The sequence below is a fragment of the Alicyclobacillus suci genome (assembly GCF_017329615.1).
GTDB classification, from domain to species: Bacteria; Bacillota; Bacilli; order Alicyclobacillales; family Alicyclobacillaceae; genus Alicyclobacillus; species Alicyclobacillus suci.
Genome location: NZ_JAFMTW010000005.1, coordinates 1 through 14,703 on the forward strand (window position 1 = coordinate 1; position 14,703 = coordinate 14,703).

The 14,703-nt window shown below is 51.6% G+C and carries 11 protein-coding genes; all 11 read left to right on the plus strand.

Annotated features, from left to right (window positions below; genetic code table 11):
• The first annotated feature begins 417 nt into the window (after positions 1-417).
• The 11 genes from J3482_RS03875 to J3482_RS03925 all read left to right on the plus strand — a co-directional run bounded on the left by J3482_RS03875 (position 418) and on the right by J3482_RS03925 (position 14,646).
• Positions 418-876 (plus strand): hypothetical protein, encoded by a 459-nt coding sequence (locus J3482_RS03875; RefSeq protein WP_146821355.1) that lies wholly within the window; start codon positions 418-420, stop codon positions 874-876.
• A gap of 213 nt (positions 877-1,089) precedes the next feature.
• Entirely contained in the window at positions 1,090-3,480 is a 2,391-nt protein-coding gene (locus tag J3482_RS03880) for a putative bifunctional diguanylate cyclase/phosphodiesterase (RefSeq protein ID WP_206917890.1), read from the plus strand.
• Positions 3,481-3,740: 260 nt separating this feature from the next.
• The gene (locus J3482_RS03885) at positions 3,741-4,931 is read left to right on the plus strand and encodes an iron-containing alcohol dehydrogenase (RefSeq protein WP_206922113.1); all 1,191 of its coding nucleotides are present in this window, start codon (positions 3,741-3,743) and stop codon (positions 4,929-4,931) included.
• Positions 4,932-4,983: 52 nt separating this feature from the next.
• Positions 4,984-6,444, plus strand: coding sequence for a CoA-acylating methylmalonate-semialdehyde dehydrogenase (locus tag J3482_RS03890; RefSeq protein ID WP_206922087.1), 1,461 nt, complete (start codon positions 4,984-4,986; stop codon positions 6,442-6,444).
• Between the two features lie 21 nt (positions 6,445-6,465).
• Positions 6,466-7,857, plus strand: a complete 1,392-nt coding sequence (locus tag J3482_RS03895; protein ID WP_146821349.1) for an MFS transporter — start codon at positions 6,466-6,468, stop codon at positions 7,855-7,857.
• 132 nt (positions 7,858-7,989) lie between these two features.
• Complete coding sequence (locus tag J3482_RS03900) at positions 7,990-9,444, plus strand: sigma-54 interaction domain-containing protein (protein ID WP_146821347.1); 1,455 nt, start codon at positions 7,990-7,992, stop codon at positions 9,442-9,444.
• A 251-nt stretch (positions 9,445-9,695) separates the two neighbouring features.
• Positions 9,696-10,883: an acetyl-CoA C-acetyltransferase gene (locus tag J3482_RS03905; RefSeq protein WP_206922088.1), complete on the plus strand. Its 1,188-nt coding sequence runs from the start codon at positions 9,696-9,698 to the stop codon at positions 10,881-10,883.
• An 83-nt stretch (positions 10,884-10,966) separates the two neighbouring features.
• Positions 10,967-11,659 (plus strand): CoA transferase subunit A, encoded by a 693-nt coding sequence (locus tag J3482_RS03910; RefSeq protein ID WP_146821343.1) that lies wholly within the window; start codon positions 10,967-10,969, stop codon positions 11,657-11,659.
• A gap of 53 nt (positions 11,660-11,712) precedes the next feature.
• Positions 11,713-12,387 (plus strand): CoA transferase subunit B, encoded by a 675-nt coding sequence (locus J3482_RS03915; RefSeq protein ID WP_438938583.1) that lies wholly within the window; start codon positions 11,713-11,715, stop codon positions 12,385-12,387.
• Between the two features lie 12 nt (positions 12,388-12,399).
• Positions 12,400-13,194, plus strand: coding sequence for a 3-hydroxybutyrate dehydrogenase (locus J3482_RS03920; RefSeq protein WP_223203972.1), 795 nt, complete (start codon positions 12,400-12,402; stop codon positions 13,192-13,194).
• Between the two features lie 171 nt (positions 13,195-13,365).
• On the plus strand, positions 13,366-14,646 hold the full coding sequence (locus J3482_RS03925) for a M20/M25/M40 family metallo-hydrolase (RefSeq protein WP_236017874.1): 1,281 nt from the start codon (positions 13,366-13,368) through the stop codon (positions 14,644-14,646).
• Positions 14,647-14,703: the final 57 nt, after the last annotated feature.

The following is a 14,703-nucleotide window of genomic DNA, read 5'->3' on the forward strand; positions in this document are numbered from 1 at the left end:
GCACTGATGAACAGCAGTTACTAGCTCCAACGTCAGTTTTGCATAAATAGCTAACACTAGGGGTTGCACTCAATTTACACCACTTGACGGGACACTACCCAATTTGATTGGGCTACTCATCACGGCGGCACTTATTCTCATTGTGGGAAGTTTGATTCTTGGATACCAGACAGCGGCGGCGACGGTCGGTCCGGCAACTGGGGGAACTATCGCGTTTCTCGTGACCTCGGCAAAGCTGAAACAACTGGGACTCGTCAGTTTGGTCGCTTTGCCTGCAGGCGAGTGTAGAAGTGCAAAGTGGAGTCAAATCCTTATTCCCAGAAAAATATCAGACAAATTTGACATTTTTATTTCTCTTATTTGTTGGTGGCGCCATCGCAACTGTCCTAGGGGAAGTACACAGGAATTAACTACACGTTGTGGTGTTTAATCATTGGGCTTGTAGGGGCAAAAGTGGGTTTTTATCAAGCGCGGATGCTAGAGCGAGCCAACGCGTTCGGACTTGCGATTGTGGGCCTTATTCTGGTTGTCTTGCCGAGTATGAATTCTGTCACGGTAACGATGTTTGTGGCTGATCTCCCCTTGATACTGTTGATTGTCGCGTTAAGCATTGCTGGTTTAGTAGGCGGTGGTTATATTGGCTCAAAATTATTTCGGTGGGATCCTAGAAAAGGAATTCCAGTTGCATTAACGGCGACATTCGGGTTTCCAGGAGACTATCTCATCTGTGAGGAGATTAGTCGGAGTGAGGCGTCTGGGGAAGTGCCCAAGCAAGTGATTATGGAAGAAATTTTGTCACCCATGCTCATCGGTGGATTTACCAGTGTCACCATTGCGTCTGTCGTCATTGCGAGCATCGTGATGGCCACGCTGTAATTTGAATAGGAAGAAGTAAATTCACATATCACGCGGACTGAGCCTTCAATTAGGCTCAGTCGTTTCGTTTTATATAGGAAATAATGGGACGTATTACCTACTTGATCCCGTCAAGTAAGTGACATAACATGGCCTAGATAGAAGATGGAACAAATCACAGTGTCAATGGACATGATGCAGTTTTCACAGGATTACATCTAAGGATTGATTTAGTTGTCTTTTTTATTAATGGTGTACATTGGTCTCGTTCCGCTTTTATTTGCACTAAGCTTTATTCCTTTGTTCGGCAAATCACGATTGACGATTGCACTAATCTCTTTTCTCGTTCTCAGTGCTCTATGGCAATGGGACGTCGCAGTGCTCTATGGCCACTCTATTTTCCACCGCGCCATGGCGTTGGCTTTGTTTCGCATATTACGCTTCGGGACTATCCTCTTGATTCCCTCTCTCTTTTGTGTCGCATTGGCAGCCTCCCATCTCGTACCGAAAGGGAGTCAACCGAACTGGTGGCGGTTTGTCTATAACAAGTGGGTGTTTACCGCAATAGGGCTGTGGTCCGCCTTCGTATATGCAATTGGATGGACGCGGGCTGGAGTCGTCAATCTTCGGACAGTCCCTTATCAGGGGCATGTCCTGTTATTTCCCATCTACGGCCCGCTTGTCTGGGGGTTTTATGCGCATCTTATCTGTTTTGTGACGCTTGTGATTTTAGCTTTTCACGTGACGAGGCGAATTCCTGACCGGGTAACCCGAAAGTTTTTGATACAGTTTTTGGTTTCTGCCGTCCTCATGTATTTGATTGGCCTGTTAAATATTTGGCCGAGTATTTTTGTCGTCGCAAGCGGTTTATCTTGCATTATCTTCTCGACTGCTATCTTTCTCGCTTATTCGGGATTTGTGTCTGAGCGATATCGGAGTGCCAATCGAAGCCTTCATGAACAAACCGAGTTTCTTCATAAAGTGATAGACTTCAACCCGAACTACATCAGCGTCATCGATTGCGATGGACGTTTTACCATGGTGAATCAGGCGTTTGCTCGGCTTTATGGACTCTCCTCGCATTTGCTTATTGGACGTACACAAGCGGAAATCGAAGGGATGAGGAAGAGAACACACCAATCTGATGATGATCAGACGGACGAGCACGATAGACTACAACCTGTGCGGAGCACTTTTACAAATGAAGCGGGACAGATGAGGACGGTGACTACGGTCGAAGTTCCTGTGAATTTTCATCACGCGACACAGACACTTCGGGTGGCTACGGATATTACGGACCGCATTGAGTATGAAGAGAGAATTAGGCACCACGCATACCACGACGCACTCACGGGGCTGCCGAATCGGCTGGCGTTTAGTCAATGGATGGGGGAGATGCTTTGTTTGGCAGCGGAGGATATGAAGGGGATTGCAGTGCTCTTTATAGATATGGATCGCTTTAAAAATATCAATGACACGCTAGGCCACAATGTGGGTGACCAGGTGCTTTGTGAGATGGGGAAGAGACTGTCCAAGCTGATAAATCAAGAGACGGGGTTCGTGGCGCGGTGGGGCGGGGACGAATTCACGTTAGCACTTCCATTTGAGTGTCAGGAGGAGCTTTTGATGAAAGTGCAGGATATGATTTCCGTACTTGAGCAAGTGATATCCATTGGTGACATCGAACTCTTTATGACGCCCTCGATTGGAATCAGTTTGTATCGAGAGCACGGACAGGATATTGATTCTTTGCTGAAAGCTGCGGATATCGCGATGTATAGGGCAAAGGAGACTGGCTTGGCGTTTCAAATCTACAACCAGCAGATGACCGAGACATCGCTTCGATTAGAATTGGAAATGGACTTGCGACGGGCCATCGACGGGAATGAATTTGAACTGTATTATCAGCCGAAGATGGAGACAGCGAGTGGGCGAATAGTTGGTATGGAGGCGTTGATTCGGTGGATTCACCCTCGGAAAGGACTGGTTTCACCAAATGAATTTATCTGTATAGCTGAGGATACTGGCATGATTCTTACCATCGGGGACTGGGTCATTGAACAGGCGTGCAAACAGAATCAAACGTGGATTGACGAAGGTTTGTTACATGTTCCGATTAGCGTCAATATTTCACCGATGCAGCTTTGGTTCGGAGATATTGTCAAGCGTATTCAAGAGGTCCTCTTGAATACGGGACTCCCGCCAGATTGTCTTGAACTAGAGATTACAGAGGGAATTGCTGTCGAGAACGAGGGGCAGGCCATCGAAAAGCTCAACGCTTTACGAGACCTGGGGGTTCGGATTGCTGTAGATGATTTTGGAAAAGGGTATTCTTCACTCAATTCTTTGCGATTATTTCCTGCAGATACATTGAAGATTGACAAGGCATTTATTGATCAGTTGAGCGTATCTCCGGTGGACAAAGATGTACAAATCATTCAGCACATCATTTCACTTGCGCACGCCATCGGCTTACGAGTGGTTGCCGAAGGAGTGGATTCGCCAGAACAGTTACGCTTCCTCGAAACATTCAAGTGTGATGAGGTCCAAGGGTTTTTGTTTAGTCGACCTATCCCGGCGGATGCGTTTCGCAGCTTTGTCACGACATATGGGCCGCAATTCTGATGAACTTTTGTCCATTTTTGATTATCGATCCGACAATGGTGTCTGGTTTTCCAGACGAAGATGTCTTGAATATCAGACAAAATTAAATCGTGCCCTTGCCGGTGTCTGCTTTTACAAAAGGCAGGCACTTTTTGATGTCTGTTTATTCCGGCCACCAATCGATGGTTTCAAAAATCATATTGTCGATTTCATTCGTTGGCATGAAACTTGCTTTTAAAAGGGGTGAGGTCAATGAGTTGAAGGGAGTGGCCAACATGGGCATGACGAATGCGTTTCGGGTACCCCAGGTGATTTATTCTGGTCGCGGGTCTCTGCAAACGCTTTCTTGCGAGGCGCCGAGGTTCGGGACAAAGGCATTGATTGTGAGCGACCAAATCATGTCGGAACTGGGCTACGTACGACGCGTGGAGGCGTTGCTGACACAAGCCGGGATAGCGAGTGCGCTGTATGCGGAGGTGAACACGGAGCCGACGGATACGTATGTCGCACAAGGGCTCTATGTTCTCAATGAGAACAATTGCGACTTGATTGTCGCCATTGGTGGTGGCAGTTGTATCGATACGGCAAAAGCCATTGCCGTGATGGCGGTCAACGATGGGTATATCGGGGATTACATGGCCTCTCGAAAGTCGTTTACGGAGCAACCTATACCGCTCATTGCGATTCCGACGACGGCGGGGACAGGGTCGGAAGTGACGAGCGTCACAGTCATCACAAATACGAAAGATGACATTAAGATGATGATTCGGCAACCTGAGTTGATTCCCGCGGTAGCGATTGTCGACGCTGAATTGACGTTGTCTTCCCCGCCCCATGTGACGGCGGCGACAGGGATTGATGCACTGTGTCACGCGATTGAGGCGTATATTTCCAGACACCGGCAGCCTCTGACCGACGTGTTAGCTTTGTCTGCGATTGAAAAAATCGTCAACAACATCGGCAAGGCGTACGCAGATGGAGAAGACTTGGACGCCCGAGAAGAGATGTCCATTGCAGCGATGCAAGCTGGCATGGCGTTTACGAATGCATCGGTTTGTCTGGTGCATGGCATGTCGCGTCCCATCGGAGCGATGTTTCACGTGCCACACGGCGTATCTAACGCAATGCTGTTGCCGACTGTGATGGAATATTCAAAGGCAGCGTGTCTGGAACGCCTCGCCGAGATTGGCCGTGTCCTTCATTTCCACGAGGGTGTAAGTTCTGACGAACAGGTGGCGGACGCCGTCGTCCGGCAATTGGAACAGCTCTGTGCAGATTTGGCGATTCCCAACATGCAGCAGTGGGGAATTGATAGAGAACGGTTTGAAGTGGTACTTGACAAGATGGCCACCGATGCCATTGCCAGCGGCAGTCCCGCCAATCATCCGATAGTACCTAGTCACGATGAGATTGTGCGTCTTTACCGAAAAGCGTACAGTGTGGCGTTTGCCGCGGCGCATTCGAGGTCATAGCGGTTTGAAGCGGTTTATATAGCTTGATGATGTGTGGAGGGGATTCGGTGCAATGACAACGATTTCATCTGGAACGAGGACACTGAAAAACTATATTGGCGGTCAATGGGTGGATGTGCAGTCGGATGCGTTTGAATCTGTACTCAATCCTGCGACAGGCGAGATGATCGCGCGCGTACCCTTGTCGACACGAGCGGATGTCGATGATGCGGTCGCACATGCGACAAACGCGTTTCGAACTTGGAGTAAGACACCTGTTCCGAAGCGCGCACGGATATTGTTTCGCTATCAGCAGTTACTAGTTGAACACTGGGATGAACTCGCGCGCCTGATTACCATCGAGAACGGAAAGAGTTTCAAAGAAGCATATGGCGAAGTGCAGCGGGGCATTGAAAATGTGGAATTTGCGGCAGGTGCGCCGACGCTGATGATGGGATCGCAATTGACCGATATCGCGGCCGGGCTGGATTCTGGAATGTACCGCTACCCGATTGGCGTCGTCGGCGGGATTACGCCGTTTAATTTTCCGATGATGGTTCCTTGCTGGATGTTCCCGCTCGCGATTGCCTGCGGCAATACGTTTGTCCTGAAACCTTCGGAGCGCACACCGCTGTTGGCGCAGCGGCTTGCTGAACTGTTTACCGAGGCCGGCCTACCGGCAGGCGTGCTGAACATTGTTCATGGCGCGCACGATGCCGTCAATGGTTTATTGGAGCACCCGGGCGTTCGGGCAATTTCCTTCGTCGGATCGCAGCCGGTGGCTGAATACGTCTATCGTACGGCAGCCGCACACGGTAAACGCGTGCAGGCGCTGGCTGGTGCAAAGAACCACAGCATCGTCTTACCTGATGCAGATCTGGACGCAGTGGTGGAGCAAATTGTCGCAGCTGCGTTTGGGTCAGCCGGAGAGCGCTGCATGGCCTGTTCCGTCGTGGTCGCGGTCGGTGAGATTGGTGACGAATTGGTTCGAAAGTTGTGTGATGCGGCGAGTGAGAAGAAAATGGGGAATGGATTGGAGGAAGACGTCTTTCTTGGTCCGGTGATTCGCGCCAGCCATTTAGAGCGGACGATTCACTATATTGAAAAGGGCATTGAGGAAGGAGCAACGCTTGTCCGCGACGGACGCAAGGACCCGGTGGCGGAAGCTGGATATTTCGTGGGGCCTACAATTTTTGACCATGTCACAAAAGACATGAAGATTTGGCAAGACGAAATCTTTGCGCCAGTGCTCTCGATTGCGCGTGTCCATTCACTGGACGAAGCGATTGAACTCGCGAATCAATCACGGTTTGCCAATGGTGCTTGTATTTTTACCGACAGCGCGAGTGCAATTCGTCAGTTCCGAGAGGAAATTGATGCAGGGATGCTCGGGGTGAATATCGGCGTTCCGGCACCCATGGCGTTCTTCCCGTTTTCCGGATGGAAGGACTCGTTTTATGGAGATTTGCATGCGAACGGCAGAGATGGTGTTGAGTTTTACACCAGAAGGAAAATGATGACCGGTAGAATGTGATTTTGAAAGGGGCGTTATCGAATGGAGAACAGCGTAGTCGGTAACCCATTGTCGAGGCTCGAACGGATTCCCGTTTGGCCTCATGGGTACCGCTTATTGATTGTACTTGGCTTAGGGTATTTTTTCTCATTTTTTGATATTACGAATATTTCGTATGGTATTCCGGTGATTACGAAGCAGTTTCACGTCTCTTCTAGCCTCGCTTCGACCGCTGTTTCAACCAGCCTTTTCGGCTACATCGTGGGTGCTATCCTCGTGAGTATCATCAGTGACTACTACGGACGGCGAGTGGCGTTACTGATGGGTATCGGCTTATACACGATTGGGTCGTTTGCCACGGCATTTAGCCCCAATGTAACCTGGTTAATTGTTTGGCGGTTTATCGTCGGTATGGGTATCGGCACGATGATTGCGCAGGTGTCGACCTATATGGGCGAGATCTCGCCTGCGATTTTGCGCGGCCGCTTTACAGGTTTGGCGAATGTGTTCGCCTTCGCTGGACTGGCCGCAGTTCCGTTTGCCGCGATGTGGGTTGTACCGCATTATTCGTGGGGCTGGCGAGCGTTGTTGTTCTTTGGCGGCCTCGGGGGACTCACGATGTTGTTTATGGCAAACGACTTAATTGAGTCGCCAAGATGGTTGATTATTCACGGCCACTACGAGAAAGCGGTTACATTGGTGGAGCGCATCGAACAGCGCGCGATGGCCAAGATGGGGACGACGACGCTCCCACCTGTCAAAGAGATTCCGTTGGAGGAAAAAGCGCAGGGATTCCCGTTGTGGTCATTATTTAAGCCGCCATATGTTTGGCGCATGATTATCTTGCTGCTCTATTGGTTTCTCTGGTATGTCGGCGATTATGCCTATCTCGGGATGGCGCCCACCGTACTCGTTCAATCCGGATTTGGGCTTGGAAATAGTATCGGATTTTCGGCGATTTCAGGAATTGGGTTCATTGTCGGCGCACTTTACGTGTTGTTTTTTGGCGACAGCATTGAGCGCAAATATTCGCTCATTGGTATGGGCATTATTGGCGCTGTAGCGGTCATCATCGCCGGGTTTGCACCATCACCCACGATGGTGATTGTAGCGGGTTTCCTGTTTACGATGACGATTGCCATGTTGTCGGCCATTGGTTACATCATCACAGCTGAGCATTTTCCGACGCGTGCACGTAGTTCTGGGCTCGCGATGTGTGATGGGATTGGTCACTTAGGCGGCGCCATCGCACCAGCTTTGACCTTAGGAGCCTTCGGCAGCTGGGGGATAACCGGGGCGTTTGGGTTAATGGGCGTGGCGACCCTAGCATCGCTCATCTTTATGAGTATGACGAGTCGCGCAACGCGTAAGAATCTGGAGGTCGTCAACGACGCCAATTTCATCGAAACATCGGATAGCATCCCGTTGAACTAATATATTCCACATATTTGTAAACATGGAGGTGTTACGAATAGGAGGGTCACTTATAATGTTGTGTAAGCGACTACATTCGATTTCTTATGCGTTGGTGTAGTCTTCTACATGCCGTAAAGGGGTGTTGTCGTGATGCATGCGATTCAAGATTCTGCCGATGTTCTCCAACTAATCTTGGACACGATGTACGAAGGCATCGTACTTGTCGACCAACATGGGCGAGTGCGGGAGATGAATCAGGCCTATCTCAAATTGCTCAATTTGGAGAAGGAAGCGGTGCTTGGTAAGCATGTGACAGACGTGATTGAAAACACCCGAATTCATCATGTATTGGAAACCGGGATACCCGAGCGTGGACACTTGCAACGCATTCAGGGCCACGATATGGTGGTTCATCGGATTCCAATTTGGCAAGACGGTAAAGTCATTGGTGCGGTGGGCGTTTTGATTTTTGAAAGCATGAGCGATTTGTACCGGATTATTGAACGAACGCAAGCGATGCTTCACAACGAGGGCGAGAAACATAGCGCATCGGCACCGCCAGAACATGTCGTCCTACAGAAGCGCGTGTATACAATTGACGAAACGATTGGTCAAACGCATGCCATCAAAGTGATCAAACAGATGGCCAAAAAGGCTGCAAAGACGCCTGTCACGGTGCTGATTACTGGTGAGAGTGGTACAGGTAAAGAGGTTCTCGCGCAGGGGATACATTACGAGAGTGCGTTTGCGAACGGACCGTTTGTGAGCGTGAATTGCGCCGCGATTCCTGAACCGCTGCTGGAAGCCGAGCTGTTTGGCTATGACGACGGCGCCTTTACCGGGGCCCGGAAAGGCGGTAAGCCTGGACAGATTGAGTTGGCGCATATGGGCACGTTGTTTTTGGATGAGATTGGCGATATGCCGCTTAACATGCAAGCGAAGTTATTGCGATTTTTAGAAGATAAGGAAATTCAGCGGGTTGGCGGTGTGACTAAGCGCCGTGTTCATACGCGCATCATTGCAGCGACAAATCGAGATTTGGAGGCGATGGTCAGGAGTGGGCAGTTCCGGGAGGATTTGTACTATCGTTTAAATATCATTCGGTTGCATTTACCGCCCCTGAGATCGCGTCGTGAAGACATCCCGCTTTTATTGGAGTTTTACTTAGAGCAAGTGTCAAAGCATTTGAATCAACCCGACGTATGCTTTGACTCGAACGTCGTTCAATTGCTCATGCAGTACGACTGGCCGGGCAATATTCGAGAGCTTGTGCATACAGTAGAGGTTTTGGTGAGCCTAGCGGACAGCCCGCGAATTACAAAACACGACTTTCCGCCTCATTTAACCAAATTTTTTGAGATGCAGCGTCACAGTGAAATGTCGCCTGTTCCTGTTCCAGCGAGCGGTGTTGGGTGGCCGCCAAGAACAAAGGAGCCGACCGTTTCGTCAGCAAAGAATGTTCGGGAGACCATGGCGAATCACGAGATGACGGTGATTCGTCAGGCCTTATTGGATGCACATGGGAATAAGTCGCTGGCGGCAAAAAAACTTGGGATTCACCGTTCTACGTTGTACGAAAAATTAAAGCGTTATGGTTTGCGATAGTGAGCTGAACAAGTTGGCAAGCGTAGTTGACTGGAGCGAGTGTTATGCGGACGCGGGCTGCTGGTTTGCACGAAATGGGAATTCCTGCGCCTTATCAGGAGAGTAGGCTGCTCGTGATTGAGATTGGTGGAGCTGGATTCACCACAGGTCGGTGACTACCGTCGTTTGTGCGTTTGTACCCAGTTGTGGATATTGTTTGCCGTGTCAGGAAGGCCGACCAGCGCGATGCGAGAATGAAGGAGGGGATGAAGATGCCGCAGGAAGAAGTGGCTATCGTCAGCGCGGTGCGTACGCCAATTGGTCGCTTTCAAGGAGCCCTATCAGGGGTGTCCGCGACGAAGCTAGGTGCCATCGTCATTGAGGAGGCCTTGCGGCGTGCCGGTATCGATAGAGGCGCAGTCGACGAAGTCATTATGGGCAACGTCCTGCAAGCCGGTTTAGGACAGAATCCAGCTCGTCAGGCGGCCATGGAAGCCGGGTTGCCAAAGGAAGTACCCGCGATGAGTATCAATCAGGTTTGTGGATCTGGATTAAAATCCATTCAACTCGCATGGCAGTCCATCGTCGCAGGTGAGAGCGACATCGTTGTCGCAGGCGGCATGGAGAACATGAGTCAGGCGCCGTATTTGTTGCAAGGTGCGCGCCAAGGATTTTCGATGGGCCATCAACAGGTGGTCGACAGTATGATTCGAGACGGCTTATGGTGCGCCTTGAATGACTACCACATGGGTGTGACTGCAGAGAACTTATGTGGCTTGTACAACCTGACGCGCGAGCAATTGGATGAATTTGCGTGGCAGAGTCAGCAGAAAGCCGCTTTAGCTATCCAGGCGGGGCGATTTCGCGATGAAATCGTAGCCGTTGAGATATTGGGAAAAAAGGGAAGTGTGACGCGTGTAGAAGTGGATGAGCATCCGCGCCCGGGCACGACAATGGAGGCACTCGCGCAGCTTCGCCCCGCGTTTCAGCAGGACGGCATGGTCACTGCAGGTAATTCGTCCGGCATCAACGACGCAGCGGCTGCTTGTGTGCTGATGACGCTGAACACGGCGGATAGGCTTGGTGTCACGCCCATGGCCGTGATTCGTGCCAATGCGGCGGCGGGAGTTGATCCGGCCGTGATGGGCATTGGCCCGGTCCCCGCCACAGAGAAGGCATTGGCGAAGGCGAACTTGCGGATTGAACAGATGGACTTGATTGAGGCCAACGAGGCATTTGCCGCACAGTCGCTTGCTTTTGTCAGTCACTTTTCGTTTCCTCGCGAGATTCTCAATGTCAATGGCGGAGCTATCGCGCTCGGTCACCCGATTGGCGCGAGCGGCACGCGCATTTTAGTCACATTGCTTTATGAGATGGCCCGCCGCAAAGCGAGGTACGGTCTTGCGACGCTTTGTATTGGCGGCGGGCAAGGCGTCGCGACTATCGTCGAACGAGTGTAGTGCCAATTCGCGCTTTGGGTGGCGAGATGGTTCTAGGTAGTGATTGGAGATGAATGGATAGATTGCGGTGAGGGGGGACGAATGTGAAACAGATTGCGACTTCGTTCGACGAAGCCATTCAGGGGATTGAAGATGGCATGACGATTATGGTCGGGGGCTTCGGACTGGTTGGCATTCCAGAAAACCTGATTCAGGCGCTGGCGCGCAAAGGAAGCAAACACCTGACGGTGATTTCGAATAACTGCGGCGTGGATGACTGGGGTCTCGGAATTCTTTTAAAAAATCATCAGATTGACAAAATCATCGCGTCGTATGTGGGAGAGAACAGGGAGTTTGAGCGCCAGGTGCTCGCGGGTGAAATCGAGGTGGAGCTTACGCCGCAGGGCACACTGGCTGAGAGAATTCGCGCCGGCGGTGCCGGAATTCCGGCATTTTATAGCCCGGCGGGCGTAGGTACACCGATTGCAGATGGAAAGGAAGTTCGGTCGTTTGCCGGCAAGGATTATTTGTTAGAAACGGCACTTGTGGCGGACGTCAGCCTCATTCGTGCCGCCGTCGGCGACACGATGGGCAATTTGCGGTATCACAAGACGGCCCGTAATTTTAACCCGATGATGGCCGCGGCAGCTCCGATGACTATCGCGGAAGTCGAGACCCTCGTTGAAGCCGGTGAGCTAGCGCCGGATGACATTCACACACCGGGTATTTACGTGCAAATGCTGATTGTCGGTCAGCAGGAAAAGCGAATCGAAAAGCGAACCATCGCCCGAATTTGATACGTTGCGAGACTTTCGGCGCGGAGGCTTCGTCCGTAAGGAGGTACGCATCGATGAAGATGCAGGACAAACAGTCTATTCGTTACCGCATAGCACGCCGGGCTGCAAAAGAGATTGAGAACGGATACTACGTGAATTTGGGCATCGGCATGCCCACATTAATCGCGAATTTTATTCCCGCTTCGAAAGAAGTGATGCTCCACTCGGAAAATGGACTGCTCGGTATTGGACCTTATCCGTCGGATGAACAGGTTGATCCCGATTTAATCAACGCAGGCAAGGAGACGGTCACTGCCGTGACAGGCGCGGCGTTCTTCGATAGTGCAGAGTCGTTTGCGATGATTCGCGGTGGCCATATTGATCTCGCAGTACTCGGTGCCATGGAAGTATCTCGCACGGGCGATCTCGCCAATTGGATGATTCCCGGGAAAATGGTGAAAGGCATGGGGGGCGCGATGGACCTTGTCCACGGTGCGAAACGAGTAGTCGTGGTGATGGAGCACTGTAACAAAGACCGACAGCCCAAAATCCTCAATCAGTGCACGTTACCGCTGACTGGGCGAGCAGTGGTCCATCGCATCATTACAGATATGGCTGTGATGGATGTCACGCCGGATGGCTTGAAGTTGGTCGAAGTGGCGGGGGGCTACACGCTCAGTGATGTAGCGCAGGCCACCGAACCTTCGCTTGTCGTTGCGGACGACGTAGTCTACGACGCATTTGTATAGGAGACGATGTGTGTGCAAAAGGAGAGCTGGGACTTTACCGGAAAAACTGCCATCGTCACAGGCGCTGCCAGCGGCATCGGCCGTGCCATCGCTGAGGGGTTTGCGGCGGCAGGTGCCCACGTCGTCATTTCGGATATTCGATTGGAGTCGGCAGAAGCCGTCGCCAACACGCTCTGTCAGTCAGGCTACAAGGCGGTAGCCTGTGCTGCTGATGCAGGCGATGAAGATGCGGTACAGCGCCTATTGTCATTGACGGTGGAGCGGTGCGGCGGGATCGACATCCTGGTCAACAACGCCGGCATGCAACACGTCGCGCGCATAGAGGATTTTCCGGTGGCCAAGTTCGAGCAGCTGATTCGGCTGATGCTTTTGGGGCCGTTTATTTCCACGAAATATGTGTTTCCACATATGAAGCGGCAGGGACACGGCCGCATTTTAAACGTGGCCTCGGTCAACGGCCTGATTGGCTTTGCTGGTAAAGCCGCCTATAATTCGGCGAAACATGGCGTGATAGGCTTAACTAAAGTGGCTGCACTTGAGGGTGCATCATACGGCATCACTGTCAATGCGCTGTGTCCTGGATATGTTGATACGCCCTTGGTGCGTAACCAATTAGCAGATTTGGCAAGCGCGCGTGGTGTTTCTGAGCAAAACGTGCTGGAAGAAGTGATCTATCCACTCGTTCCTCAGAAGCGATTGCTGTCGACCGAGGAAATTGCCGACTACGCCTTGTTTTTGGCTTCAGATATGGGGCGCGGCATTACTGGGCAAGCGGTTGTGATAGATGGGGGTTACTTGGCACAGTAAAAGCGCATGCGAGGGCATCATCGTCCGTTGATGATGCCCTCTGTCGCGCTTCCTATACATCGATGTGGTACACTGGTTTCGACTGGTTATGTGAATCGCGATACAATAATGAAGTCTCTTTTTTCTTAATCTTTAAACTTGGGAGTCATATAGCCCCCTGGAGGAATGATTTTGTCAACAAATCAGCAAGTATCTTCAGCATCGTTGAGTAAGCATGATTTGTCGCAGAGCATCACAGACCGCTTTGACGTATTGGTGTCGCAATCATCCATTCAGCAGGCGCTGTCGTTTATTGAAGCTGATAGTGAGAATACGCTACAGGAGCAAATTGATATCACAGCCATTCCAGCGCCTTCTTTTCAGGAGGATGAACGCGGGCGGGACTACAAGCGCAGACTGGAAGAACTCGGGCTTGTCGACGTGACGATAGACGAAGAGGGGAACGTGTTCGGTCGGCGACCAGGCGTCGGGGATGGGCCGGTACTCTTTGTGTCCTCCCATTTGGATACAGTGTTTCCTGCGGGTACTGACACGATTGCGCGGGAGCGGGACGGCAGGTATTATGCGCCAGGTATTTCCGACAATGGTCGCGGATTAGCTGGCGTGTTAGCGATTTTACGAGCACTCAACTACGCTGGGATTCAGACACAGGGTGACCTGATTTTCGGCGCGACGGTCGGAGAAGAGGGCGTCGGTGATCTGCGTGGGGCAAAGGCATTCTTCCGCGAGCACGCAAACATTGACGGTTTTATTTCGATTGAGCCGGGTGAACCGTCGCGTACCACTTATTTGGCGACGGGCAGTCGACGATACCGTGTGACCTATCAAGGCAAGGGCGGTCATAGCTATGGCGATTTTGGGATACCGAGTGCCATTCACGCACTTGGGCGCGCGATTGCGATGATTGCTGAGGTGAAGGTGCCGGCGAATCCAAAGACGACGTTCACGGTTGGCGAAATCAGCGGCGGAACATCGGTGAACACGATTGCGGCGACGGCCACGATGTTGGTGGACATGCGCTCGTCTTCACAGGAGGCGCTTGCCCGACTGGAGGAACAAGTTCTTCAGTTAATCGAGCGAGCGGCGGTATTGGAGAACGAATGCTGGGGCGCTCGGGATATCCAAGTGCACGTGGAACGCATTGGGGATAGGCCTGGCGGTGCCCAAGTGGCAGATGCGCCAATTGTTCAGGCGTCGTTGGCTGCCAGTCTGGCGTTGGGGGACGATGCAATTTTGGATGATGCGGCGAGCACGGATTCGAATGTCCCCATCAGCCTGGGGATTCCTGCAGTCACACTTGGTGGCGGCGGTATCAGCGGGGGCATGCACACCTTGGAGGAGTTCTTTGATCCGACGGACGCACACAAGGGCATCCAGAAGATCTTTTTGACGGTTGTGGGGCTTGTTGGGGTAGCTGACGTGGTGGATGCGATATTGCCGAAGCGCATGTAAGGCATTGGAGCAGGTTTCGGCCATATCGTCGCTGATGGGGTCATGAGCTAGAGCAGG

What these genes read in the sequence shown, in the direction of transcription:
- J3482_RS03905 (WP_206922088.1), top strand. Translation starts at nt 9,696, where the DNA reads ATGCCGCAGGAAGAAGTGGCTATCGTCAGCGCGGTGCGTACGCCAATT.
- J3482_RS03900 (WP_146821347.1), top strand. Translation starts at nt 7,990, where the DNA reads ATGCATGCGATTCAAGATTCTGCCGATGTTCTCCAACTAATCTTGGAC.
- J3482_RS03890 (WP_206922087.1), top strand. Translation starts at nt 4,984, where the DNA reads ATGACAACGATTTCATCTGGAACGAGGACACTGAAAAACTATATTGGC.
- J3482_RS03895 (WP_146821349.1), top strand. Translation starts at nt 6,466, where the DNA reads ATGGAGAACAGCGTAGTCGGTAACCCATTGTCGAGGCTCGAACGGATT.
- J3482_RS03885 (WP_206922113.1), top strand. Translation starts at nt 3,741, where the DNA reads ATGACGAATGCGTTTCGGGTACCCCAGGTGATTTATTCTGGTCGCGGG.
- J3482_RS03915 (WP_438938583.1), top strand. Translation starts at nt 11,713, where the DNA reads ATGAAGATGCAGGACAAACAGTCTATTCGTTACCGCATAGCACGCCGG.